This is a genomic window from Fructilactobacillus sanfranciscensis DSM 20451, assembly GCF_001436035.1.
GTDB classification, from domain to species: domain Bacteria; phylum Bacillota; class Bacilli; order Lactobacillales; family Lactobacillaceae; genus Fructilactobacillus; species Fructilactobacillus sanfranciscensis.
The window spans coordinates 1-24,226 of the sequence record NZ_AYYM01000016.1; the positions used below are offsets into that span (position 1 = coordinate 1).

General features: G+C 35.8%; 27 protein-coding genes, 2 pseudogenes, 1 riboswitch and 1 other annotated feature. Of the genes and pseudogenes, 11 read left to right on the forward strand and 18 right to left on the reverse strand.

What is annotated here, in order from left to right; translation table 11 throughout:
- Positions 1–180: 180 nt before the first annotated feature.
- Positions 181–672 carry a hypothetical protein gene (locus FD36_RS04600; RefSeq protein WP_056958350.1) on the reverse strand — a complete coding sequence of 164 codons (492 nt, stop codon included), beginning with the start codon at positions 670–672 and terminating at the stop codon, positions 181–183.
- Between the two features lie 128 nt (positions 673–800).
- Between FD36_RS04600 and FD36_RS04605 the strand changes: the two genes are divergently transcribed.
- From FD36_RS04605 to FD36_RS04620, 4 genes and pseudogenes are all read left to right on the forward strand, one after another.
- Complete coding sequence (locus FD36_RS04605) at positions 801–1,112, forward strand: MerR family transcriptional regulator (protein WP_082610613.1); 312 nt, start codon at positions 801–803, stop codon at positions 1,110–1,112.
- A gap of 17 nt (positions 1,113–1,129) precedes the next feature.
- Positions 1,130–1,385: pseudogene (locus tag FD36_RS04610) on the forward strand (cupin domain-containing protein).
- Positions 1,385–1,705 (forward strand): carboxymuconolactone decarboxylase family protein, encoded by a 321-nt coding sequence (locus FD36_RS04615; protein WP_056958352.1) that lies wholly within the window; start codon positions 1,385–1,387, stop codon positions 1,703–1,705. Before FD36_RS04610 ends, FD36_RS04615 begins: the two are co-directional and overlap by 1 nt.
- A 57-nt stretch (positions 1,706–1,762) precedes the next feature.
- A riboswitch (FMN riboswitch) is annotated at positions 1,763–1,895 on the forward strand.
- 149 nt (positions 1,896–2,044) lie between these two features.
- Entirely contained in the window at positions 2,045–2,605 is a 561-nt protein-coding gene (locus FD36_RS04620; protein WP_041817501.1) for an ECF transporter S component, read from the forward strand.
- A 233-nt stretch (positions 2,606–2,838) separates the two neighbouring features.
- Here the strand turns inward: FD36_RS04620 and FD36_RS07060 are convergent, their stop codons facing one another.
- Positions 2,839–3,063 (reverse strand): CPBP family intramembrane glutamic endopeptidase, encoded by a 225-nt coding sequence (locus tag FD36_RS07060; protein ID WP_146038919.1) that lies wholly within the window; start codon positions 3,061–3,063, stop codon positions 2,839–2,841.
- A gap of 76 nt (positions 3,064–3,139) precedes the next feature.
- Positions 3,140–3,394 carry a hypothetical protein gene (locus FD36_RS04630; protein WP_056958357.1) on the reverse strand — a complete coding sequence of 85 codons (255 nt, stop codon included), beginning with the start codon at positions 3,392–3,394 and terminating at the stop codon, positions 3,140–3,142.
- 119 nt (positions 3,395–3,513) lie between these two features.
- Between FD36_RS04630 and FD36_RS04635 the strand changes: the two genes are divergently transcribed.
- Both FD36_RS04635 and FD36_RS04640 read left to right on the forward strand, forming a co-directional pair.
- On the forward strand, positions 3,514–3,987 hold the full coding sequence (locus tag FD36_RS04635; protein ID WP_056958359.1) for a MucBP domain-containing protein: 474 nt from the start codon (positions 3,514–3,516) through the stop codon (positions 3,985–3,987).
- Complete coding sequence (locus tag FD36_RS04640; RefSeq protein WP_056958361.1) at positions 3,956–4,273, forward strand: hypothetical protein; 318 nt, start codon at positions 3,956–3,958, stop codon at positions 4,271–4,273. The genes FD36_RS04635 and FD36_RS04640 overlap by 32 nt, the downstream gene beginning before the upstream one ends.
- 69 nt (positions 4,274–4,342) lie before the next feature.
- On the opposite strand, the gene FD36_RS06810 is transcribed toward FD36_RS04640, so the two are convergent.
- Positions 4,343–4,489 (reverse strand): hypothetical protein, encoded by a 147-nt coding sequence (locus tag FD36_RS06810; RefSeq protein ID WP_167534413.1) that lies wholly within the window; start codon positions 4,487–4,489, stop codon positions 4,343–4,345.
- 115 nt (positions 4,490–4,604) lie between these two features.
- Between FD36_RS06810 and FD36_RS04645 the strand changes: the two genes are divergently transcribed.
- A complete protein-coding gene (locus FD36_RS04645; RefSeq protein WP_014081426.1) occupies positions 4,605–6,152 on the forward strand; it encodes a multicopper oxidase family protein in 1,548 nt (515 codons plus the stop codon).
- 71 nt (positions 6,153–6,223) lie between these two features.
- Here FD36_RS04645 and FD36_RS04650 read toward each other — a convergent pair whose 3' ends face one another.
- The 5 genes from FD36_RS04650 to FD36_RS04670 form a co-directional block, all read right to left on the reverse strand.
- Positions 6,224–6,577, reverse strand: coding sequence for a type II toxin-antitoxin system PemK/MazF family toxin (locus FD36_RS04650; RefSeq protein WP_056958363.1), 354 nt, complete (start codon positions 6,575–6,577; stop codon positions 6,224–6,226).
- Entirely contained in the window at positions 6,564–6,767 is a 204-nt protein-coding gene (locus tag FD36_RS04655) for a hypothetical protein (RefSeq protein ID WP_056958367.1), read from the reverse strand. The genes FD36_RS04650 and FD36_RS04655 overlap by 14 nt, the downstream gene beginning before the upstream one ends.
- Before the next feature lie 251 nt (positions 6,768–7,018).
- Positions 7,019–8,875 carry a monovalent cation:proton antiporter family protein gene (locus tag FD36_RS04660; RefSeq protein WP_056958369.1) on the reverse strand — a complete coding sequence of 619 codons (1,857 nt, stop codon included), beginning with the start codon at positions 8,873–8,875 and terminating at the stop codon, positions 7,019–7,021.
- A gap of 94 nt (positions 8,876–8,969) precedes the next feature.
- On the reverse strand, positions 8,970–9,182 hold the full coding sequence (locus FD36_RS04665) for a hypothetical protein (protein ID WP_056958371.1): 213 nt from the start codon (positions 9,180–9,182) through the stop codon (positions 8,970–8,972).
- A complete protein-coding gene (locus FD36_RS04670) occupies positions 9,175–9,951 on the reverse strand; it encodes a pyrroline-5-carboxylate reductase family protein (RefSeq protein WP_056958373.1) in 777 nt (258 codons plus the stop codon). The genes FD36_RS04665 and FD36_RS04670 overlap by 8 nt, the downstream gene beginning before the upstream one ends.
- Before the next feature lie 213 nt (positions 9,952–10,164).
- Here FD36_RS04670 and zwf point away from each other — a divergent pair, with 213 nt between their 5' ends.
- The 3 genes from zwf (at position 10,165) to FD36_RS04685 (ending at position 14,783) form a co-directional block, all read left to right on the forward strand.
- On the forward strand, positions 10,165–11,646 hold the full coding sequence (zwf, locus tag FD36_RS04675; RefSeq protein ID WP_049777565.1) for a glucose-6-phosphate dehydrogenase: 1,482 nt from the start codon (positions 10,165–10,167) through the stop codon (positions 11,644–11,646).
- A 114-nt stretch (positions 11,647–11,760) separates the two neighbouring features.
- A complete protein-coding gene (gndA, locus tag FD36_RS04680) occupies positions 11,761–13,191 on the forward strand; it encodes an NADP-dependent phosphogluconate dehydrogenase (RefSeq protein ID WP_014081419.1) in 1,431 nt (476 codons plus the stop codon).
- 212 nt (positions 13,192–13,403) lie between these two features.
- Positions 13,404–14,783, forward strand: a complete 1,380-nt coding sequence (locus FD36_RS04685) for an amino acid permease (RefSeq protein WP_056958375.1) — start codon at positions 13,404–13,406, stop codon at positions 14,781–14,783.
- A gap of 130 nt (positions 14,784–14,913) precedes the next feature.
- Here FD36_RS04685 and FD36_RS04690 read toward each other — a convergent pair whose 3' ends face one another.
- The 3 genes and pseudogenes from FD36_RS04690 to brnQ all read right to left on the reverse strand — a co-directional run bounded on the left by FD36_RS04690 (position 14,914) and on the right by brnQ (position 17,144).
- The gene (locus FD36_RS04690; protein WP_056958377.1) at positions 14,914–15,273 is read right to left on the reverse strand and encodes a hypothetical protein; all 360 of its coding nucleotides are present in this window, start codon (positions 15,271–15,273) and stop codon (positions 14,914–14,916) included.
- Between the two features lie 12 nt (positions 15,274–15,285).
- Positions 15,286–15,633: pseudogene (locus FD36_RS04695) on the reverse strand (tyrosine-type recombinase/integrase); the annotation flags it as partial.
- Between the two features lie 149 nt (positions 15,634–15,782).
- The gene (brnQ, locus tag FD36_RS04700; RefSeq protein ID WP_056958379.1) at positions 15,783–17,144 is read right to left on the reverse strand and encodes a branched-chain amino acid transport system II carrier protein; all 1,362 of its coding nucleotides are present in this window, start codon (positions 17,142–17,144) and stop codon (positions 15,783–15,785) included.
- A gap of 218 nt (positions 17,145–17,362) precedes the next feature.
- Positions 17,363–17,600, reverse strand: a binding site (T-box leader).
- A 216-nt stretch (positions 17,601–17,816) separates the two neighbouring features.
- Between brnQ and FD36_RS04710 the strand changes: the two genes are divergently transcribed.
- Positions 17,817–18,542: a gamma-glutamyl-gamma-aminobutyrate hydrolase family protein gene (locus FD36_RS04710; protein ID WP_056958381.1), complete on the forward strand. Its 726-nt coding sequence runs from the start codon at positions 17,817–17,819 to the stop codon at positions 18,540–18,542.
- Positions 18,543–18,596: 54 nt separating this feature from the next.
- On the opposite strand, the gene FD36_RS04715 is transcribed toward FD36_RS04710, so the two are convergent.
- The 6 genes from FD36_RS04715 to FD36_RS04740 form a co-directional block, all read right to left on the reverse strand.
- Positions 18,597–19,070, reverse strand: coding sequence for a hypothetical protein (locus FD36_RS04715; protein WP_056958383.1), 474 nt, complete (start codon positions 19,068–19,070; stop codon positions 18,597–18,599).
- 9 nt (positions 19,071–19,079) lie between these two features.
- Positions 19,080–20,240 (reverse strand): ABC transporter permease, encoded by a 1,161-nt coding sequence (locus FD36_RS04720; RefSeq protein WP_056958386.1) that lies wholly within the window; start codon positions 20,238–20,240, stop codon positions 19,080–19,082.
- Complete coding sequence (locus FD36_RS04725) at positions 20,230–20,913, reverse strand: ABC transporter ATP-binding protein (RefSeq protein WP_056958388.1); 684 nt, start codon at positions 20,911–20,913, stop codon at positions 20,230–20,232. Before FD36_RS04725 ends, FD36_RS04720 begins: the two co-directional genes overlap by 11 nt.
- Positions 20,903–21,811, reverse strand: coding sequence for an efflux RND transporter periplasmic adaptor subunit (locus FD36_RS04730; protein ID WP_056958390.1), 909 nt, complete (start codon positions 21,809–21,811; stop codon positions 20,903–20,905). Before FD36_RS04730 ends, FD36_RS04725 begins: the two co-directional genes overlap by 11 nt.
- 225 nt (positions 21,812–22,036) lie before the next feature.
- Positions 22,037–22,477, reverse strand: a complete 441-nt coding sequence (locus tag FD36_RS04735) for an ASCH domain-containing protein (protein WP_056958392.1) — start codon at positions 22,475–22,477, stop codon at positions 22,037–22,039.
- 12 nt (positions 22,478–22,489) lie between these two features.
- Entirely contained in the window at positions 22,490–23,893 is a 1,404-nt protein-coding gene (locus tag FD36_RS04740; protein WP_056958393.1) for an APC family permease, read from the reverse strand.
- Positions 23,894–24,226 lie beyond the last annotated feature (333 nt).

Sequence of the window (24,226 nt, forward strand, 5' to 3'; positions counted from 1 at the left end):
TTCTCGCCAATTATGGATAAAGCCACCAGGAAAACACCAGTCGTCATTTCCCGTTCTTTCCTGCAATAATAACTATTGTTTATCATTCAAAAATGCTCCAGCTGATGTATTTAAAATCAATGAGCGATGACCTACTAATGCGCGTAATTCTTTAATATAATCTGCCATAATTTGTTCTCCTTAATTGGTTGTTTGAATGGTTTGCTTAATTCCTTGAATTTCTTGACCAAATTGGGCTTTTTCCTGAGGTGATAAAGACTGCAACTGCTGAATTTCTTGATTTAATTCATCCGCCTTATCCAATGGTTGAACATCATTCTGTAAACTACTGATTTCACCAATAATCTTTTTGTCAAGGATCGTTTCCATCTCATCCGTAACCTTCTTTTTCTTGGCTACTTCATTTTTGCTGACCTTAATGCTCTTTGTTTGTTGTAAAATTTGATCTTGTTTTTTAATTAATTTTGTCGCAAATTTTTCTTGATTGTGTTTAATTATTTTCAAACTATGACCATGGTCATCACTTTCCCTTGTAATAGAAAATGATTTGGGTTGGCTTTCATCACTAATCCAACCAAATCCGTTTTGAATTACAAAATATAATCCAATTCCAATTATCATAATTGTTAATAGGGTAATTGTTTTATAAAGTTTATCATTTTTAATTTTCATATTATAGTCTCAACTTCTTATTTTTAACTCTAGTATAATCCCCAAATTAAATTTAAGTCGATTCCATTGACTTAGAGTGTACTCTAAGGTCTACGATGAACTTGTAACTTATAGTAAAGGAGTAATTTATGACTGCACAATATTCAATTGGTGAATTCGCCAAATTAACGGGGCTTTCCACTTACACATTGCGTTATTACGAAAAAGAAAAACTCATCACCCCTGCTCGTGATAATCATGAACGCCGTTTCTACACGGAACACGACATTAAGTTGGTCGGGTTCTTGCTCCATTTAAAGGGAACCGGAATGTCCATGAATGAAATTAAAAAATACGTAAAGTTACGAGCCCAAGGTGATGAAACGATTCCTGCCAGGCGCGAATTGTTAAATCAAGTTCAAGCACGTTGTGTGGCTCAAATTGAAGAAATGAAAATGTAAATGTAAAAAACGGGGTAATTTTTCCAGTCGGAGAAGAAAATCCTTACGGTAAATTCTTTAGCGGAAAAAGTTATCTAGACATGTTAGTTAACGATCCAGATATTGATGTGAGCGTAGGAAATGTAACATTTGAACCTGGAACGCGAAACAACTGGCATGTTCATTATGGCTACCAAAGATAGTTGGTTTGAACACCTTGCCATCACAAGTGGTAAGTCAGAATTTTTAGAACCCGTTTCTGATACTAAATATAACGAATTGGAAGTGAAATAATGACTGAAAAACAAACTGCAGGACACGATAACTTTGGTGAATTTGCTCCTAAATTTGCTGAACTAAACGATGATGTTTTATTTGGCCAAGTCTGGTCACGCGAAAGCAAATTATCCGCTAAAGAACGAAGCTTAATCACCGTAACTAGCTTATTAACTCAAGGGATGTTTGGACCACTTGAATACCACATGCAAAAAGCCAAAGAAAATGGCGTTTCTAAAGCTGAAATGGTTGAAGCAATTACCCAACTAGCATTTTATTCTGGGTGGCCTAAAGCTTGGACAGCGATGGAAATGGCCAAGAAAATTTATGCCAATTAAACTTTAAAGTTGTATGTTACCTCATTCTGTAATATATTTATACTTAACAATTAAATAATACTTCTTCGGGGCAGGGTGAAATTCCCAACCGACGGTAACAAATCATTTTTGAAGTCCGTGACCCTCGTTAAGCGGTTGAGCTAGTGAAATTCTAGCACCGACAGTATAGTCTGGATGGGAGAAGAAGTTCTTATTGAAGCACATTACTTTAGTGGTATTTTCATGCCATTTTAAGGTTTTATTCAGTTTGAAAATAAACCAAACGCCCCGCATTTTTGCAGGGCGTTTTTTATTGGTATTTTTTAATTATTACAAAATAAATTAATTAGGAGTGATAGTATGTCAGTTAATAATCAAAGTATCAAAAGACTCGTTTTAGTTTCAATTTTAGCTGCAATCGCATATGTTTTAATGTTTATCGCTTTCCCAATTCTCCCATTTGTTTCATTTTTGAAGTTAGATTTCTCTGATTTGCCAATTTTATTAGGTCTCTTTACGTTAGGACCAGTGGCAGCCATTGAAATTACCGCTTTAAAACTATTTTTATACTGGTTAACCAATGGTTTTTCTATGATTCAATTAATTGGACTTTCCAGTTCACTAGTAGTTTCCTTAATCTTCATTGGGGTTTTCTATCTCTTTAGAAAAGACGTCCAAAGCAAGACGCTTAAACAATACATTCCAGTAATTGTTTCTGCCCTAATCTTAATGGTTGTAATGAGTATTTTGAACTACTTCGTTTTTCTTCCCCTCTACATCAAGTTATTAGGTTTTAATTTAGGTCAATCCATTTCAAAAATGGTAATCACTGGAATTGCACCTTTCAACTTGATTAAAGGGTTAGTAGTTGGAATCGTATTTGTCTTAATCTTTAACCGTTTAAAGGTAAAAGATTTATAATCTTATAACTAGTAAAAAAACTTACGATTTTCATCGTAAGTTTTTTTACTAGTTATGATTTATAAGTTTAATTTTATTAGCAACAGCTGGTCTTAAGAAAATAATTGCAGCTAATAATGCAATTGCGTAGTTAATTAAAACTTGCCACCAACTATTATAAAAGGCTCCTGCAAAGAATGAGTTCGTGGTGAAATATGAATTAAAATCACTAACAAAATGAAATAACATGGGGATTAAAATGGTTGATAAAAAATATTTTGAAAATGAATCAACCCAAATAAGACACCACTGATTGTTATCCCAAACATTAATTTACGAAAAGAACTGCCCTTTACCACTTGCATAACTTTAGGAAAAACAATCCCACGAAATCCATACTCTTCTAAAATTGCGGATCCAAGCGAAAACATAAAGAAACTAACAGTGTTAGCATCGTATTTTAAAATTCCAAGGTTCACCGTAAAAATATAAATTAAAATTATGATGATTGCGAATAATAAAGGATACGCTTGGTTTTTAAAGGGAAATACTGGCTTAAAAAAAAAACCTTTGTTTCATATAAAAACGATTTACCCAAATAAACAAAATAAAGGCTAATCCATATCTAATAATTAATTCAAGCAAAATTAAGGTGGGGGCATTGAAGATTGAGACTAATTTAAAGTATTTTAGTATCAATACAATTCCTAGTCCGAAAAAGGCAGTTACTGTATCAATCACCATAAACAGGATTAAAAAGCTGAAGATTTTCCAAAGATTAATTGCTTGAGGTGTTTTAAATAATTTCATGAAAGCCCTCCTTTTTCATAAGTTAAATATAGTTTTAAGTATAACAAAATTTAAATTTATTATTTCAATAAAGTGATAAGATTGATAGTGAAAATTAATTATGAACTGGAGAATTAATAATGAAAATCAGAAAAAGATTATTAACTGCTATTCTTTGTGCATCACTTTTAGGTGGAATTGGCTTTTATACCAGTAATCCATCTATAATGACGGTTAAAGCAGATACAACTACCCCAAGTAGTTATCAAGGTAAAATTATTGTTCATTATGTTGATCAAAATGGTAATAAAATTCGTACTGATACTGTGGCAACTGGAGCTACTGGAACAACTTATGTTGCACAAGTACCACAAATTAAAGGATACGCTTACTCAAACATTGAAAATGGTCAAAATAATGCTAACGGACCACAAATGGTTTTTGGTGGCGGTGATCCCGTGACTGCTGTGATGTCCATGACAATTGTCTATACTGCAAATAGCAGTAAAACTAATAATAATAATTCTGGTAGTAACAGTTCTTCAAATAAAAACAATTCACCTGCTACTACCCCAGCGAAAAATGGTAAGTCAGCAAATAGTAACTCCAAATAAAAATAATGTAACTCCAAATTCTAACAATAGTAGTAATTCAGCAAACAAAAATGACAATTCAACTAAACCCACTACTAAGAAAACTCCTAAGGCTAAGCACGAAAAGGCTAATAATGATAAAAAAGTAAAAGAACAGCAAAAAAACGATGCAAAGAAAGCAAAAAAAGATGATGCAAAAAATAATCATCATGTGATTTGGATTTTTGGTGGAATAATCTTAGCAATCGTTGTGATTATTGTAGCGGTTTGGAAGTTCATGAAAAAGCCAAGCTCAGATAGACATTAAAATTTAAAATAAAAAAAGTTCAGTTTATTATCAATAAAAATAATAAATTGAACTTTTTTAGATTCCTAATTATTTATGAAGAGCGCTATATAAGGAATCAACTAACATTCCAATTACCATCATGTACATGGCCATCATACCTTTATCCATAGCTAACATTGCCAAAGTTACTAACCAAAATACGACTAAAATCCAACTAAATCCTTTATTCATCATGTGTATCTCCCATCACCATTTTTAATGTTACTATTATTAGAAATATTACAATTAATTTTAACATAACAAAATCGAATTGTAGTACACTAATAATGTAATCAGAGGAGGAGAAGTTATGACTGAATCAAAACAACCAATCGATAAATATTTTTTTAATGAATCAGCATATGACTACCATGATGGCGGTTATATTCCTCTTGAGGTATCAGATGCCCCAGAGAGTAAATTAGTAATTCCATCCGTTTTACAACCAGATAAAGAAACTGATACGGATGTTTGGTACACGGTTGAAGCCCAACCCGGTGAAACCCAAATTTTACCCGGTGAAAAAACTAAAACCTGGGGCTATAATCAAAGCTTATTAGGTCAAACTATTGTTTATCAAAGCGGAAAAACATATCACGTTACGCTAAAGAATAGCTTGCCCGAATTAACAACCTTCCATTGGCACGGTCTTGACGTTCCTGGTCCTTACATTGACGGTGGTTGTCATGCACCAGTCTTTCCTGGTGAACCTAAAGAAATCACTTTCAAAGTTGACCAACCGGCTGCTACCCTTTGGCTTCACGCTCACCCATGTCCTTTAACTGGTTGGGACGTTTGGTATGGTTTAGCTGCTGCAGTAGTCGTAAAAGACGAACATGAAGCTAGTCTTCCATTGCCACGGAATTACGGAGTTGATGATATTCCGGTAATTTTACAAGACCGGACCTTTGACGAACATAATCAATGGAATTATGACAAAGATTATGATCCAGATGGTACTGAAGGAAAAACTGCTTTAATTAACGGAACAGTTAACCCTACTTTTGACGTTACGACCCAAAAATTAAGACTTCGTTTCTTAGATGGTTCAAATCGTCGTGAATGGCGTCTCCATTTAAGTGATGACCTTGTTATGACACAAATTGCTTCAGATGGTGGTTTATTGCCAGAACCAGTTCAATTCAAAAAATTAATGTTAACTTGTGCAGAACGTGCCGAAGTTGTTCTTGATTTCAAAGATTACAAACCTGGCGATCAAGTTACCTTATATTCTGACGATACTCCAATTTTAAAATTCAACATTAAAGAATTTGCTCCAGATAATACTGAAATTCCTCAACATCTAGCCGATGTTCCTTATCCTGAAGTTGACGAAAATGCTCTTGTTCACCAAGTTGTCATGTCTGGAACTGATGAAGAAGTTATGATTAACGGTAAAAAATTCGGTATGATGCGGATTGATGACCGGCAAGAATTAGGTGTTGCTGAATACTGGGATATCACGAACACCAACGACTGTTGTGGTGGAATGATTCATCCTTATCATACTCACGGTGGTTCATTTAAGGTTATTTCAAGAAATGGTGAAGCTCCTTATCCTAACGAAATGGGATATAAAGATACCATTGGAGTAAACCCTGGTGAAACGGTTCGAGTTAAGATGCGTTTCAACTATCCTGGAGTCTTCATGTATCATTGTCACATCATCGAACACGAAGATGGTGGCATGATGGCTCAAATGCAAGTTTGGACTAAAGACGATCCACATAAGAAATACAAATTAATGAGTATGGATACTTTGATGAATGCATTAGCTAAAGAACGTCATTGTAAACCAGACCAACTTAAGATTAAGAGTTTGGAATCATACGAAAAAATGGGAATGGATATGTGTTAATCATTTCTAAATTGCACGAAAAAAACCAATCACAGCGGATGTGATTGGTTTTTTGTTATTTAAAATAATATCTATTCAAACATATCTCTAATTGCAGCATTAGCAATTTTAATATCTTGAGTATTAATCTTACCTACTATTTCAGCATTCCTAGCTTTATAAGCATATCCTAATAATTGAACTATGGCATAACCATCCACTTTTCCTACTTTTACATGGATACTTGGCAATTCTTTTGGCCTTTTATGAGTTATTGGAAAACCAGCTATCATTCCACTAAAATTATAATAATTTCCACTTATAACTAAAAATGGACGCCTTATATTATTATTTTTTAAATTATGTCCACCAAATTCATGTCCAGCATGGGGTTCTGCGTCAATAAAAACTATATCATATTTCTTAGGTATGCTAATCCCAGACATTTTCTTTACCTACTGCATTTAGATTATCTGTGATACCTAAATCTTCCCTATCTTTAGCCATTAATTTTGAATCTAAATTAGCAAAAATATTTACATGTGCTGGTTTAAAAACAATTGTTCCATCTTTTTCTACTGATGGGGTAAATTCTTCGTTTTCAGAAACACCTAAGTTAGAAGGAATCGTTATCATAAGAGAATTACCTTATTTTCTAGTCTTAACAACCATATTATCATCTCCTTGATGTAATCATACATGTAATTACATCAATTTTGTTATATATTAATTTTTAATCTTAAAAAACAAAAAAGCCTGTCGGCATACAACTTAGGCCAACAAGCTCAACACAATACACCTACTACAATGTAATGTTCGTTAATTCAATATATAATTACGTTCATTCATATTATAGCATTGATATAAGTAATTGTTTTTTGCATATTTTAATTCAACATACTAATTTCTTGGCGAACCTGATTACTAATATTTTTATCAGCCGCAAAAATAATCCGGTCATTTAATTCTAAGACAGTGGTACCTACTGGGTGAATCATCTTACGATTACGGAAAATTCGAGCAATCGTAATGTCATCGCTAAATGGTAAATCTTTAATTGGCATACCCGCAAATTTACTATTACGTAACGTAACCTCATGAAGTTCCGTACTATTGGACTTAATCATATTAAAGGTTGATGGAACTTCAATCATTTCACGTAACATAGCCACGTTAACCGCGAAGGTGTTGTAAACTTCGACACCTAAGTCAGTAAGTTCTTTTTCTCGGGCATTCAAAATATCACGTTCTTCAAAACGAGCAATCACCCGTTTCACTCCATATTGTTTGGCAACTTTTGCTAACGTGAAGTTAACATCTGGGTCAAAGTAAGCAAAAACCGCAATATCTGCATCAAAATAACCATTTCGTTTCAAATAATCTGCATCTAAAGATTTCAACAAATGAACGTGAGCCTTATTATCAAGCGTTTTATAATTTTTTTCGTTATCAGTAAATAAGGTTACATCGTACCAACTATTGGCTAATTGTTGGGCGACAGGAATCGTGACCAAGTTAGCCCCGAACATATTAACTTTAACTTCTTGGTAAACTTCGGGACTCCGAGTAAACATCTTGTTGAAAACAAGCGGACCCGCAATACAAGTAAGAATGGCTGCCAATAAGAAAGCCCCTGACTGTTGCGCCGTAATTAATTTCATATCATTAGCAACTTTCAAAATTGCTAAAACCATCGTAATGGTTGTTGAAATTAAAGCAGTCCCTGCTAACGAGTTTTTCTTATCAAACCGTAACCGAAAAATTGGATATAACAAGGCTTTGGCTACCCAATAACTAACTAAAAAGATGGGAATTAATACTAGTGTCTTTGGATCAGCTAGTAATTGTTTCAAGTTCAAGCCGACTCCACTCATCATGAAGAAGATTGGAATAAAAAATCCGTACCCAATTGAATCTAATTTTTCTTTGGTATCGGGTGATGGTTGCAATAATTTGTAAACCATTCCTCCAACGAAGGCTCCTAAAACTGCTTCTGAACCAACACCAACGGCAATTGTAGCTAATAATGCGATGATAAAGAAAGCTAAACGTACATCGACTTGGGTCGTTGATTTATTGAATTTATCCAAGTATACAAAGAACTTGCGAAAACGGAAAAATACTAACGCTGCAACCGCAAACAAAACCAAAATTAACCAAAGTGATTTTGAGTCCGTTCCAAAAATTGAAATATAGACAGTTAAACCTAAGATTGGCATTACTTCACCAAGGGCAGAAATCAATAATATCGTTTGCCCAATCGAGGTACTTAGGATTTCTTTTTCCTTTAAGGTGGCAATCACGATTCCCAACGAAACGGTCATAAATAGAATTGCAGCTAGCCATGGATCTTTGAATAATCCAGTTACTTGACACATAAATCCAAGAGCTAAAGAAAGAACCATAATCGTTCCATAACCATATAACGCTAGGCGTACGGATGAATATTTTGGTGCCTTAGCGTTGTTTTTTAATTCAAGGTCAGTTGGCGTTTTGATTTTTGGTTTAAACAAATCAAAGTCGATTTCTAAACCACTCAAAAATAACAGAACGATTACTCCGGTATTCGACAACCCAGTTAAAACGCTGTCAGGATGAACCAAATTCAATAAACTTGGTCCTAACACAATTCCGACTAAAATTTCGACGACTGCGGTCGGTAAAACTGAAATGTTAAACCGAGCCAAGACGAGCGGTGTTACTAATGCTGCCAACAAAACAATTACTAATGAAATCTGATCCACATTTACACCTCATTTTTTAATAATTCGTTTTTATCAATGCCATTCATGCTAGAGAAATGCTTACAAAATTGCAACAAAAAAAGACTAGCAAACACTAATCTTCTTTGTCTTGCTGTTTGTTTTTGTGAGCTCGGTAGAAAAATACCAGTGAAATCATTAAAATGATTACTGAAAATGACATGTTTAAGCCCAAACTAGTTGAACTATACGTGAAATCAAACAAAAATCCATCATAAGTAACCATCAAAATAATTGAAATTAATAATAAAACTAAGGCAATTCCTAAATCTAATTTATGTTTATTCATCTTTATAAGTCCCATTTGCTTTATTTACAGCTTGGTTAACTGCATTTCTAAATCCGTTAGCATCTAACGCAACGACTCCTTTAATGGTAGAACCACCTGGTGAAGTAACTTGGTCTTTCAAATCTGATGGGTTTAAGCCAGTATCTAAAGCCATCTTAGCACTACCAGTCACCATACTTGCAGCTACTTTATAAGCAGTTTCCCGATCCAAGCCATTTTGCACAGCAGCGTTACCTAAAGCACTTAAGAAAACATCGACAAAGGCTGGTCCACAGCCACCAACAGTTCCAGCAATGCCTAAATCTTTGGATTTAACTGGAATTAAAGTTCCTAATGAACCCAAAACTTCATTGGCTTTTTCAGTAGCTTCAGGAGTAGCAAAGCCACCCTTTTCAACGGCAATGCACCCAGCATTAACTGCCACTGGAATGTTAGGAATCATGCAAATTACTGAATTTTTAGGGAAAATATTCTTGATACCCTTAGCCGAAACTCCTTGGGCAGCCGAAACAATAATTGTATCGTCCCCAACAGTCACATTAATTAAGGCATCAATGGTTACAGGAGCTGGGGTGGCAACAATTAGCATATCCATTGCAGAAAAATCATTATTTTCCATCATTTGAAAGCCAATTTCTTTTTGCAATGCTAATAAACGAGGACTAACTCGGTGACCCTTTACAAAAATATCATTAACATCATACTTATTTGCTAAACCGCGAATCATGGCACTACCCATGTGACCAGCACCTAATACACCAATTTTCATAATTAATCCGTCCTTTTTTGTTTTTATTATCTATAGTATATATCTTAAAGGGAAAGGAAATCGTTTATCAAATAAAAGCTTGTAAAAACTGGAAAATGTTCAAATTAAGATAGCGTTTTCATGTAAGCTGCCGAAGGAAAATAAACCGCTTTCATTTTATTCAAATGTGTTATACTCTATATGAGTATAGAAATTATAAAAGGAGCGAACGATATGCCAACAGAAAACCCTACAAGAGCAACTTTTATGCTGTTCGGTGGTACAGGTGACCTTGCATTACGTAAGTTATATCCTGCAATCTTTAACCTTTATAAAAAAGGTAGTTTAAGCACTCATTTTGCCTTAGTTGGACTTTCACGTAAAGCACTAACTGACGAAGAATTCAGAGCTAAAATTATCGAATCAATCTCATCAGAAACTGATGACAAGGCTCAAGCTGAAGAGTTTGCTAGCCACTTCTACTGGAAATCACACGACGTAACTAATACTGATCATTACAAAGAATTAGGTAAAATCGCTGACGAACTAGATCAAAAATACGAAACTGATGGAAATCGAATTTTTTACGTGTCAATGGCACCACGGTTCTTCGGAATCGTTGCTAAAAACCTTAAAGAACAAGGTGTTTTATCAACTAATGGTGGATTTAACCGTCTTGTAATTGAAAAACCATTTGGTCGTGATTATGCATCAGCTAAAGAATTAAATGATGAATTAACTAGTGCCTTTAATGAAAACCAAATTTACCGAATTGATCATTACTTAGGTAAAGAAACTACCCAAGCAATTCCTGTAATTCGATTTGGTAACCCAATTATCGAAGCTATTTGGAACCAAAACTACATCAAAGATGTCCAAATCACCTTAGCAGAAAAACTTGGTGTTGAAGATCGGGCGGGCTACTATGATACTGCTGGTGCCCTTCGTGATATGATTCAAAATCACACTCTTCAAATCGTTAGTTATTTAGCAATGGATGAACCAAATTCATTTGTTGATACTGAAATTCGTCGCGAAAAAGTTAAAGCCCTTGAAAGCATGGAAATTTACGATGCTGATGGTGTTAAACAAAACTTTGTTCGTGGTCAATACGGTGCCGGTGATGGTACTCCTGCTTATCGTGACGAACCCGGTGTTCCTCATGACTCAAACAATAATACCTACGCTGCTGGAAAGATTGTTTTCAACAACCCACGTTGGGGAAAAACTCCTTTCTACATTCGTTCAGGTAAAAAATTAGCAACTAAGACTGGTCGAATTGATATCGAATTCAAGAAACCAATTGTAGATATCTTTGCCAAAGGTACTCACCAACCTGCAGAACTTAAATCAAATGTTTTAACTCTTTTGATTGACCCTAAGATTGGAATTACCTTAGAAATCAACACTAAAAATTCAGCTCAAGGAATGCACACTGAAACTGTTGATTTAAGCTACTTACAATCAGATGCTCGTGCTGCTGAAGTTCCACTTCCATACGAACGTCTTTTCCACGATATCCTTAAGGGTGACGGAACTTACTTCGCTAGTTGGCCAGAAGTTGCTGCTGCTTGGAAGTACGTTGACCCTGTTCAAAAACTTTGGGATACTACCCAACCAGACTTCCCTAATTACGAATCTGGTTCAATGGGTCCAAAGGCTGCTGATGAACTATTGGCTCGTGACGGAAATTCTTGGTATTTCCCCAACAAGTAACAAATAAAACGTTTTCAAAAAATAGATGAAACTATTTCACAATTTCAAAATACAATGATAAACTATTATTGTAGAAAAATATAAAATTACTTTTTATAAAAAGGAAGGCATATTATGGCTGACAAAAAAGCAAATATCGGAGTTATTGGTATGGCTGTTATGGGTAAAAACCTTGCCCTTAACATCGAAAGTCGCGGATACACTGTAGCTATCTACAATCGTTCTGCTTCTAAAACTGAACAAGTTATGAAGGATCACAGTGACAAACACTTGGTTCCTGCATACAACGTTAAAGATTTCGTAGACTCAATTGAACAACCACGTACTATCTTAATGATGGTTAAAGCTGGTAAACCAACTGATGCTGTTATCAACGAAATTCTTCCACTATTATCAAAGGGTGATACTCTTATTGATGGTGGTAACACTAACTTCCACGACACCATTGCTCGTAACGAAGAACTTGCAAAATCTGGTATTAACTTTATCGGAATGGGTGTTTCTGGTGGTGAACTTGGTGCCTTACAAGGTCCTTCACTTATGCCTGGTGGTCAAAAAGAAGCTTACGACCGTGTTGCTCCAATCTTAGAAAAGATTGCTGCTAAAGCCGAAGATGGCAAACCTTGTGTTGCTTACATCGGATCTAACGGTGCTGGTCACTACGTAAAAATGGTGCACAATGGTATCGAATACGGTGATGAAGAATTAATCGATGAAGTATTTAACATTCTTAGAAATGCTGCTGGTTACTCAGTTGATGACTTAGCAAAAATCTTCTCAGACTGGAACAAAGGTGAACTTAACAGTTACCTTATCGAAATCACTGCTGACATCTTAACTAGAAAAGATGACTTAGGTGACGACAAGAACAAACCAATCGTTGACATGATTCTTGACCGTGGTGCTAACAAAGGTACTGGTAAATGGTCATCAGAAGATGCTCTTGACGAAGGTGCTCCTCAATCAGTTATTACTGAATCAGTTTACGCACGTTTCGTTTCAATGTTAAAAGACGAACGTGTTGCTGCTTCTAAAGTACTTCATGGACCAGCTAAGAAACCTAAGTTTGGTAGCGATGACATTGTTGAAGATATGCGTCAAGCATTATACTTCGGTAAGATCATGAGTTATGCACAAGGTTTCGAACAAATGCGTATGGCTTCAGACAACCACAAATGGGGTCTTAAGTACGGCGAACTTGCTCAAATCTGGCGTGAAGGATGTATCATTCGTGCTCAATTCTTAGACGAAATTACTAAAGCCTTCGAAAAGAACCCTAGCCTTGATAACTTGTTAATGGACCCATTCTTTGGTGACATTGCTAACAAGTACCAAGATTCAGCTCGTCGAGTTGTAGCATTTGCTACTGAATACGGTATTCCAGTTCCTTCATTGGCAGCTGCTCTTTCATACTTTGATTCATACCGTGCAGAAGTTCTTCCTGCTAACTTGTTACAAGCACAACGTGATTACTTCGGTGCTCACACTTACGAACGTACTGACCGTCCAGGTAACTTCCATTACCCATGGTACGTTGAACAATAAAAATTAAAATATTAAATTTTAAAAAGACTGACTTTATGTCAGTCTTTTTTTATACATTCTTTTTAATATTTCTTTTTGTAACATCAACTAGCATTTAATTAATAATTAAATGTAATAATATGCTACATTTAATATAGAAATCTTAAAAAATGAAGTATATAATTGTCTATTTGTGAGATACACTACATAGTTATCAATAAGGAGAACTTTTCATGTCACAAGAGCAAGATCTTTCAAATAATAATGATAAAAAAATGTCACGTGGCCTTAAAAATCGCCACGTCCAGTTAATTGCGTTAGGTGGAACAATTGGAACCGGTTTATTCTTAGGATCTGGAGAATCTATTAGTTTAGCTGGTCCCTCAATTTTGTTAGCCTATACAATTACTGGAATTATGTGTTTTTTCATTATGCGTGCTTTAGGAACACTACTTCTCTCAGATTTATCAGCTAATTCCTTCATTGAACCAATTGCTAAATTCTTAGGAACTACTACTGGTTTTGTGGCGGGTTGGACTTATTGGATGTGTTGGATTATTGGAGCGATTGCTGAAGTCACAGCAGCTGGAATTTATATCAACTACTGGTTTCCGGGAATTCCAACCTGGTTCACTGGATTAGTTATTTTAGCCTTGATTTACATGTTAAACATTATTAACGTGGCCGCTTACGGTGAAACTGAATTCTGGTTCGCTTTAATTAAAATCATTGCTATCTGTGCCATTATCATTGTGGGAGTATTTCTAGTTATTATTAACTACAAAACTCCTACAGGACACGCTTCAATCAGTAACCTTTATAGTCACAAATTTTTCGGTAATGGTTGGCAAGGTTTTGCTCTCTCCTTCCAAATGGTCGTTTTCTCCCTTACCGGAGTAGAAATGGTCGGAATGACAGCTGGAGAAACTAAAGATCCTGTCCACGTGATTCCTAAAGCAATTGATGCCGTACCTTTCCGAATTATTTTATTTTACATCGGAGCCTTAGCTGCCATTATGTGTGTCATTCCCTGGCATACGATTACGCCCAATGCTAGTCCGTTTGTGGAAGTATTTAAAAACATTGGAATTGCTGGTGCAGCTGGAATCATTAACTTTGTTGTTTTAACCGCTGCCACTTCTGCATGTAATTCATCGATTTATACAACTGGTCGGATGATGTTTTCTATGACCAACGATAGCAAGGGTAAATTTACTAAGAAACTGGGAACATTATCAAAACGGAAAATTCCCCAAAATGCGATTACCTTTTCAATCTTGGTCGTTGCAGCTGCAATGTTACTAAACCTATTAATTCCTAAAGGTGTCTTCGTTTTCATCGCTAGTATTTCAACTACCCTTTTCTTATTTATGTGGACATTAATTATTTTGGCCCAAATCAAATATCGGAAACAGGTTGATCACGCTGGTACCGAAAACCAGCTAAAATTTAAGATGCCATGGTATCCGTTTTCAAGTTACATGGTCTTAGCATTCTTAGCTTTTGTAGCAGTAGTTTTACTTTTCCAAACAACTTCTCTATTTGCTTTAATTGGTTCCCTTGTGTGGATTAGTGCGCTTTATCTCGTTAAAATTAGAAGTAATCGAAAATAAATAATAAAACTGTCCAAAATAATATTTTGGATAGTTTTTATTATTAGTAGATTTAATCCCATCAAAATGGGGATTATTTGTATTAGAAGGCTAACGCCAACTATCAAAAACCTAGAGTTAAATCTTAAGATTAATCAATCACATTACGAAGGATCCAATGACTATAATCAAGACGAGCACCGGGAGTTATCACCCAGGGGTGATTAATTTCGAAAATTTGAATTTCAGTTGCTAAGTAAAGTGGGGTCTTGCCATGATTAAAAGCGAAAACGGGTTGCGGAAAATCAGGCTTACTAGCAACTTGATGAACACTTTGACGAGAGTTCATCTGCCAACGAATTTTTAAGTCTTCACGCGACAATAATTTTGGCAGGTGTGTTTTTTCAATTTGAGCTTGTTGCTGCAATTTTTGTGTAAATGCTTGTTTAATCTTGTTTTGGTGCCAATCATCAAACAGCTCGTACTTGTTGGTTTCAAAATCTAAATCCATAAAAACACCCACCTAACCAAAATCAATTTGATCTAGCATCGTTTCGGTACTAGCCTGGTCTAAGCCTAAATAAGCCAAAGTCATTGCCTCACTGGAATGATTGAGCAAATTCATGACTAAGCCAATATTATAATTTGATTGCGTGTAAACGCGATAAGCACCGGTTTTGCGCATTGTATGGGTCCCTAGATAATTAATGCCTAACAGATCACCAACTCGTGCCATCACCTTATAAAATTGTTTCTCAGTGATATGACGGTCTGAATGGGCCGTTGAAGGAAATAACCAATCCGAATTGATGTTTTCTTGGATCAGCCAATCATGATACTTCAGCAAGTCTTGTTGCACGGGCTTTAAATATGTGGGGCGTAATATTTTTCGTTTTAATAATTGATATCTATGCAGTTTACTTCACTAATAAAAAAAATATACAAAAAAAAGATAATCACAACAGTGAGGACCTATAAAATAACCATTAGAATTTTTCACATTTTCTAATGGTTATTTTTTTAATTATCTTTACGCAAACTTTTCCCAGATAGTTTTACATATAACACACTCACCACAAATCCCACTACCATGAATGGGATGAAATCTAAACTCATGCTAAAGAGTGGAACATGGGTGTTACACCAAGCGTCTAAACCAACAAACGGTCCATGTAAAACGGGTGGCAAAGCGTGCAATGTATCTAAAACAGAAGGCACTAGCACTAAGCCCATCGTAACTTTATACACGACTCCGTTTTTCCCAATGAAGTGGTGTAATAAAGCTAATAAGATCAACGTGATGGCTAGCGGATAAAGAAAGACCAAGACTGGTAAGGAGAACAAGATGATTTGGTCTAAACCAAAGTTAGCAATACAGAACGCCACGAAGTTAGAGAAAAATAAGAATTTGTGATAACCCACTTTGGGAAAACGATTCCCTAAATCTTGCGAGAAAGATTGTAAAACTCCTAAAGCCGTTGTCCAACAAGCCAAGAACGTTAAGGCTGCTAAAACTGCTGCCCCAGCGGCTCCAGTATAATGGCGCATGATGATGGTGAAAGCTGTTCCCCCATCAACACTCATCTTTGTGTAAGCTAAACTGGCTACACCTAAAGCAATCAATAACACGTAGATGACAGCTTCAAAACCAAGGGCAAAGAAACCAACTTTAGCCACTGACCAAGCGTGTTTCTTTTCATCTTTCACAAAGACTTTCAAAGCCGTGATGATCGTTACCCCAAAGCCTAATCCAGCTAAGGCATCCATCGTATTGTAACCTTCTAAGAAGCCGTTGATGAATGAACCAGTTCCTTTTCCAGCAGCGGGCATCAAGGGTAAGTTAGTTAAATCGCCATTTACCACAAAAGCTACAAAGAATAAGAAGAACAATAAACCAACGAAAAGTGGATTCAAGATTTTACCAACACTATTCACGATGCTATTTTGGTTATAGGCCAAGTAAACGATGAGGCTAAAGAATAAGGCGGAGAAAACGAATAACGCAGGATGCGTCCAACTTTCGTTTGGCAAGAATGGTTTTACGCCCATTGTGAAAGAAACGGTAGCTAAACGCGGCGAGCCAATAAAAAGTCCCATTGAAGCATGTGCTGCAATTAAGAATAGTAAGGCGAACGTTGCTCCCACTGGTAAAGCCACATCATACATACTTTTACTCTTGGTCACACTCAAAGCTAAAATAGAGAAAAGTGGTAGTAAGACCGCTGAAATCACAAAACCCAGTGTAGCTGGGACCCAGTTTTGCCCCGACATTTGCCCTAAGTGAATTGGGAAAATTAAATTCCCTGCTCCAAAAAAGAGCCCAAATAAAAGTGATGATAACAGTAAGTGTTGTTTGAAACTAGTTCGTTTAGTTAAATTCATGATTTAACTCCTTTAGTTTAATTTTTTAAATAAATTCATCACCTTGGTCACCCCAGCAAATCGATGGTATTAAAAAAACGTCCTTAATTGGAAGCAAAATCCAATTAGGGACGTTTTTACACGTGTTACCACCCATGTTCCCGTTTACTTTAGCAATCCTGCGCAAAATTGCATCATTAGAAATAAAAAAAGCGTCACTAACCATTGAATTAACAACAGTTAGGGACGCTTCCGCGTGTTACCACCCATATTTCCAATTACTAGTAATCGGCTCTCAGAGTACGGCCAAAAATTTGACGATACTCGCTTGCTGTAATGGGCAATCCCATCAGATATTAATTAATTCATACCTGAAACTTGTAGAGGATTTTCATATCAGCGTGATTACCTCATCTCATCAACCTGAGGCTTTCTTAAAATCACCGCTGAAATTACTTAACTACGCTTAGTCGTTATGTGATGTTTTATTTTCTCCTAGTTTACCGAATGAATTACAAATAGTCAAGCACAAATTTAAAATAAAAAAGATTATTAACCGAACATTAACCTGATATAGTTTAAAAAAACAAAAATTATGTTAACATTAATGAACTAATTAGCGTATAATTCAACCAATAGTTAAATAAAAATGGATTGTTTTTATAATTTTTAATTACCCGAAAGGAATAAATCATGAAAATTGGAATAACTGCCAACGTTAATCTTGGCGAACCAACTAAATTCTGTTTACCCTATGCTAACGTGACTCCTAGTAGCTTTATTGAAGTAGTTACACAACATAATCAAATCCCTGTCATTCTTCCTGTTGTACCACCCAAACTTGTTCCAGAACTCGTTGCAATGGTCGATGCAGTTATTATTCCAGGCGGACAAGATATTGCGTCCTGTTTCTTTGAAGATGTTGCTGACGATAAAGCTGATGAATATTTTATTCCTCACGATGAATTTGAACTAGCAGTCGTAAAAGAAGCCATTCGCACTAAAAAACCAATTTTAGGTGTGTGTCGTGGTCATCAAGTAATCAATGTTGCTTTAGGTGGAGACCTTTACCAAGATCTTCCCGAACAACTACCTTCTGAGGTAAATCACGAGCAACGTAATACTGGTGAACTTTTTGCCCATTCAGTTAAAATTAATGCTGATAGTGAATTAGCAAAGGCTTTAGGTGAACAAACAAAGGTCAATTCTCGTCATCATCAAGGGTTACGTAAAATTGGTGATGATTTGCATGTAGTTGCGACTGCTCCTGATGGTGTCGTGGAAGCAATTGAATCTGAAGATGGTTTAATTACTGGGGTTCAGTGGCATCCTGAAGACCTCTGGAAAGATGACGCTAAACAAGAAAAACTTTTCACTGACTTCTTTAATCGCGCTAAGAAACAGCATAATCATAATTAGTATAGAAAAAAACCGCTAAATCCTGATTAATTCAGGACTTAGCGGTTTTTTTAATTAATGACCCAATAGCAATACCAAGATCAAATCAAAGTAAAACAGATTCTTATTAAAGTCATCATCATGATGTTGTTTGCGATAAACGTTGTAAAATACCAATCCAATGATTACTACTGAAACAACGGTGCTTATCAATTCAGGTAATTGGAAAGTATCAATCCCAAAATTCACCAGTAATTTAATGATTAATAAGATTCCTAAAAAAGTGATGATTTTTTCACTAGCTACTCGTCTAATTGATTGGAGTTTAGTCTTATCAACCTTGGCAAAAAGCTTGTAACCCAACCAAATAAATAGCTGAATCAATAATAGACTAACTACTCCACCCGCAAAAGCCGAAACGAGCCCACCTTGTAACTCCATCTCATCACGATTACTAGGAATTAACACATTCTCATACAAAAATAAGGTTGCAACGGACAATACGTAAAATAGTCCAATAATGATTAAATTCAAATTTTTCTTTAACATTAATTTCTCCTATAAAATCTCAATTAAGTTCTTACGCGCAGCTTGATTGGCAGGAATAATTCCAAAAACAATTCCAATTGAAACTGAGACACCGACTGATACACCAATGGCCTGTAAACTCGTCACTGGTTTAAACGGCGCAAACGCACCAATTACATAACAGATACCTTCACCTAGCAAAATTCCACCGAATCCTCCCAATAATGTCAACATTGCACTTTCAAATAAAAATTGCAGGCGAATATCATTTTTGGTTGCCCCAAAGGCCCGCCGAATTCCAATTTCTTGGGTTCGTTCTGAAATCGTCATGTACATCGTATTCATCACGCCGATTCCGGCAATTAAAAGAGAGATACTGGCCACAAAGATAATGAAATAGGCAATGTAATCAATGATTTTATTCATGAATTTCATTGACGCTTTATTATCAACGACCGCAAATTTCACTTGTGATTTGCTATCAGATTTAGTTTGCAGCGTTTTGGCTGCTGCCTTCAAAGTCGCTTTTTTATTAAATCCTTTGTCGACATACAAATTAATCAGATCTTGATTAGGATTACTGCCAAAGTCACGAACATAGGCTCTTTGCGGAATTAGAACCTCAGAATCTTGTCCATCTTCAAAGATTCCATCAACTTCAAAGCCTTTTTGGTTAATAAAGACCAATTTGCGGCCATGATTGTACTTTTTCAATTTTTGATTCAATTGTTCTGAAATCAACACTTGATTCAAGCCCAACTCAAAGGCATCCGATGAAATTGAATGGCCACTGACCACCGTAAATTTATGATTACTATTTTGAATGATAGCGTTCTGTTCTGAACTCTTATCTCCCACTTGCACCTTTACAGGTGTTGGAAAAGCTTTGTTCAGCATTTTAACCCGTTTAATTCCCGGTACGGTTTCCACTAATTGAATGTCTGCTTTTGAAAAAGATGGTTGCTGATCTGAATTCAGGTCTTTACTTTGAATTGAGATTTGTCCATCTGCATTTCCTAAAGAACTAAAGCTATTTGCTTTTTGCTTTAACCCATTTCCGACTGACATAATTGTAATTACCGCCGCAATTCCGATGATAATTCCAAACATCGTTAGAAAATTACGTGCTTTGTTGCTCAAAATTGATTTAAGTGCCGTCAGTAAAATGGCTTTTAGTTTTTTAAGCTTCATGTAACACCCCGTCGTTCACTTTAAAAAGTCGATTTCCAAAATTAGCAAACGTGTCATCGTGAGTCACCATGATAATCGTAACTTTATTCGTTTTATTTAAGGTTTCAAATAGTTCCATCACTTCTTGGGTATTTTGCGAATCTAGCGCTCCCGTAGGTTCATCCGCAATGATGATAGAAGGATGATTGATCAAAGCACGCGCAATTGCCACCCGTTGCTGTTGTCCACCAGATAATTCGGACGGATAACTGTCTTTTTTATCCAAAATTCCTAAACTATCTAAGAGTTGATTTAAATCTTCCTCTAAGTTTTGGTCACTATCCCGATTGGAATAAATCAAGGGGATTTCTACATTTTCTTTGACCGTCAAATTATGCATTAACTTAAAATTTTGAAAAATAAAGCCAATGTTGCGATTCCTTAATTTCGAAATGACGTTATCACTTTGCTTTTGATAACTTTTTCCCGCAAAGCCATAGGTTCCTTCATACTTTTGGTCTAAAAATCCCAAAATATTAATCAAGGTACTTTTTCCAGACCCAGAATGACCCATGATAACGGCAAAATCTTCTTTATCAATCTCCAGGGAAACGTGCTTTAAGATTTGTACCTTTTGCTTCCCCGCTAAATAATACTTTGAAACATCGTCTAATTTAATTAGATTATCTTTCATTTTTTGGCAACTCCTTGTAGTTCAGTAAAAGCTTGTCGCCGATTTTAACAGTTGCACCTGGCTTTAATATCCAGTCGTTGTTTTGTTTCTCAACGGCATACTTCACTTTTTGGGGTTTTCCATGATTCATTACATAAACAGCACCATGATCCACGGCTTTGGCAGGAATTAAAATTTGATTCACGGGAAGCTTAATTTCAATTGAATTTCCATAGTTTAAATGTTGCTTAGTTCTAAGCAGGATTGAGTAGTTACTAGAACCAGTTTCTGGTAAAACAGAAATGTAATCGATCTGACCCTTCGCCTGTTTCCCAGTTGCTTCCTCTAATAACTTGACACTACTGTTATGACTAATCGTGGGTAAATCGTACTGACTAATTCCCGTCTTGATAACCTGAGAAGCAGAAACTAAGGAAACACTTTCCTTATCTGTAGGTTCAATTTGAATATAGCCGTCAAACGGTGCTAAATATTCATGGGCATAGATTTTCTTAGCGATACTGTCGATTTGTTGATTAAGCTGATTAATTTTAATTTGATTATCAACTGAATTATCGCCAATCAATCCTTTACGTTCATTAACCAGTTGTTGAATTTTTAAACTGGAACTTGGGTCAACGTGTTTGTAAGTGTACATCGCAACACATTCACCTTTTCGAACAAAACTATTGTTCGAAATGCTGTCATAAACCAAGCTAGTTCCTGCTGGTAATTTTTTTGCGATTTCGACCTGTTTCGTTGGGGTAACCTTTCCCGTTAAAATTAAATCAGGCGTTTTTTTAATCGTGTAGGTACGATAATCGACCTTGTGACTTTTATTATTGATAGCAATCATGACTCCAGCAAATGCCACAATTGAAATTACTAGCAGTTCGATGAGGTAAATTCGTTTCTTCATACGGGCTCCTTTAAGTTAGACAAATTTTTAGTTTAGAAATAAAATAATTATTATTTAATAAATATATAATATTTTTAATAGTCTGTATAGCTAATCTTTACAGACAGCACGTTTTTCACCATGTAACTTTAAGGTTACATCGCCGATTGCTAGGAGATTTACAGCAGTTAATTTTTCGTAACAAAAAAATCGTTCTGATAAATAATTATCAGAGCGATTTTTAAATTATTTGGGATAAACCAAATGAAATTTTTCTAAAGCAACTTTGGCAGTGGCTGGATCAAAGGTAGTTCCTTCACTTTTACATTCTTCGGTAAAAAATTCATCGTGAGCTTTGCGCCAAGATGCTAAAGTTCGGTCACCCTTGCCTTCTGCGAAAGCATGTTGTTCATCAACGTCTAAATAATTGACCACCGAAACTTGATCATTTTGAATAATACAAACTGGCTGATCCTGACTATCTAAAATGACGTCATAAGCTTTTTTACCAGGTAAATCGTCTTCGCCTTGAACATATTGGCTCGTTGTGGCTGTCTTTTTACCCGTTAAAATTAACTTTGCTAATTCGTCTGCTTCAACACCAAATTGAAAACTACTTTGTAACTCAGCAGTATTCGGAATGACATGTTCAGCTTGCGCTTGCTGAAAAAATTGTTTAGGACTCATAAGAATGTACCTCTATTTTTGATTCAAATTTGAATGTTTAATCCCATAACCAAAGTAAATCACTAATCCAATTGCGAACCAGATTAAGGCAAAGATTAACGTTTCAACGTGGAGCTGTGACATCAATCCTACTGAGAATAAAGCTGCAATGATTGGCGTCACTGGATATCCAGGCATTTTAAAACCTTGATGATTCAAGTCTTTGCGTTTTCTCAATGGAATGATTCCGATTGAAACCACTGTGAAGGCTAATAGAGTTCCCACACTAACCAAATCAACTAATTTATCTAATGGAATTAATCCAGCAAAAACAGCAATTACAATCGTTGAAATTAATAATGCCCGTCCGGGAACTCCATCCTTGTTAATTTTACCCATTTTACCAGGTAAGAGACCATCTCGACCGATTGCATAAATTAACCGTGAAGAAGCATAAATCATCGTGTACATCATAGTGTACATTCCGATTAAAGCTCCGATTGAAATAATAACGGCTACAAAGTTTTGTCCCACATGGTGAAGTGCAAAAGAAACTGGATCAGCCACGTTTAGTTGCTTGTAATTAACCATTCCCGTTAATACAAACGAAACCAATGCATAAAGAACCGCCGCAATTAACAATGTTCCTAAGATTCCAAGGGGAAGGTTTCGTTTCGGATTCTTAACTTCAGCAGCTGAACCAGATAAGGCATCAAAACCTAAGAAGGCAAAGAAAACCATCGCAGCTCCCGTCAAGATTCCTTGAAAACCAAAGGCACCGTGAACTCTAGCTGGGATAAATGGTTGGTAGTTTGAACTCTTCACGAAGAAAAATCCGACCACGATGAAAATTAAAATAATTGCAATTTTCATTAATACTAATAAGTTTTCGTATTTCTTAGAGGTTTTCATACCTTTACGAAGCGAAAAGGCAATCAAAATAATGACTAAGACAGCAATTAGATTTCCGTAAGTGCCATGGGATGGATCAAAAGGACCCGTAAAAGCAGCTGGAAATTTAACGATGGGAGCTAACAAACTAGTAAAGTAAGCTGACCATCCTGTTGACACCGCCGCAACGGCTAAAAAGTATTCCAAAATCAAAGCCCAACCAAGAACCCAACCAACCACTTCTCCGAAAATCACGTTTCCGTATGAATAAGCAGAACCAGCAATTGGTAATGTTGATGAAACTTCTCCATAGGCCATCGCTACCAAAGCACATACAATCGCAGACAAGAAGAAACTAATTACAACAGCTGGACCAGTTGTAGTTGCGGCCACCGTACCAGGGAGAATAAAAATTCCTGTTCCAATTACGGCCCCAATTCCGAGTCCCAACAAATCCTTAACGGTTAAGGTTCGCTGTAAATCTTTATCATTATCTAAGTAAGCGTTTAAACTTTCTTTTTTGAAAATTCGCTTCAACAAATTCATCATTTTCCTCCAAAAATTATATACAAAAAAACACATCAATGACATTAAGTCCGATGTGTCTTAAAAGTTTATTTGAAATCTCAAATCACTCTTAACTCGCTATCGGAATTAATGTGCCGACAGCTCGCAAAAATGATTGCGCCTAGTCAGCTAATCGCCAAAAGTACGCAAAATAATAAATGTTTGTTTTTGAGTTGTGATTTATCATTATTTGAGATTTCCTTTCGTGTTTTTTATTAGTGTACTTGAATGTGGAGGGGGTGTCAAACTGAATTTATACTTTTTCTGCCCACTTATCAAAGTCTTCAATTGTTGGATTGAAGTCAATATTTG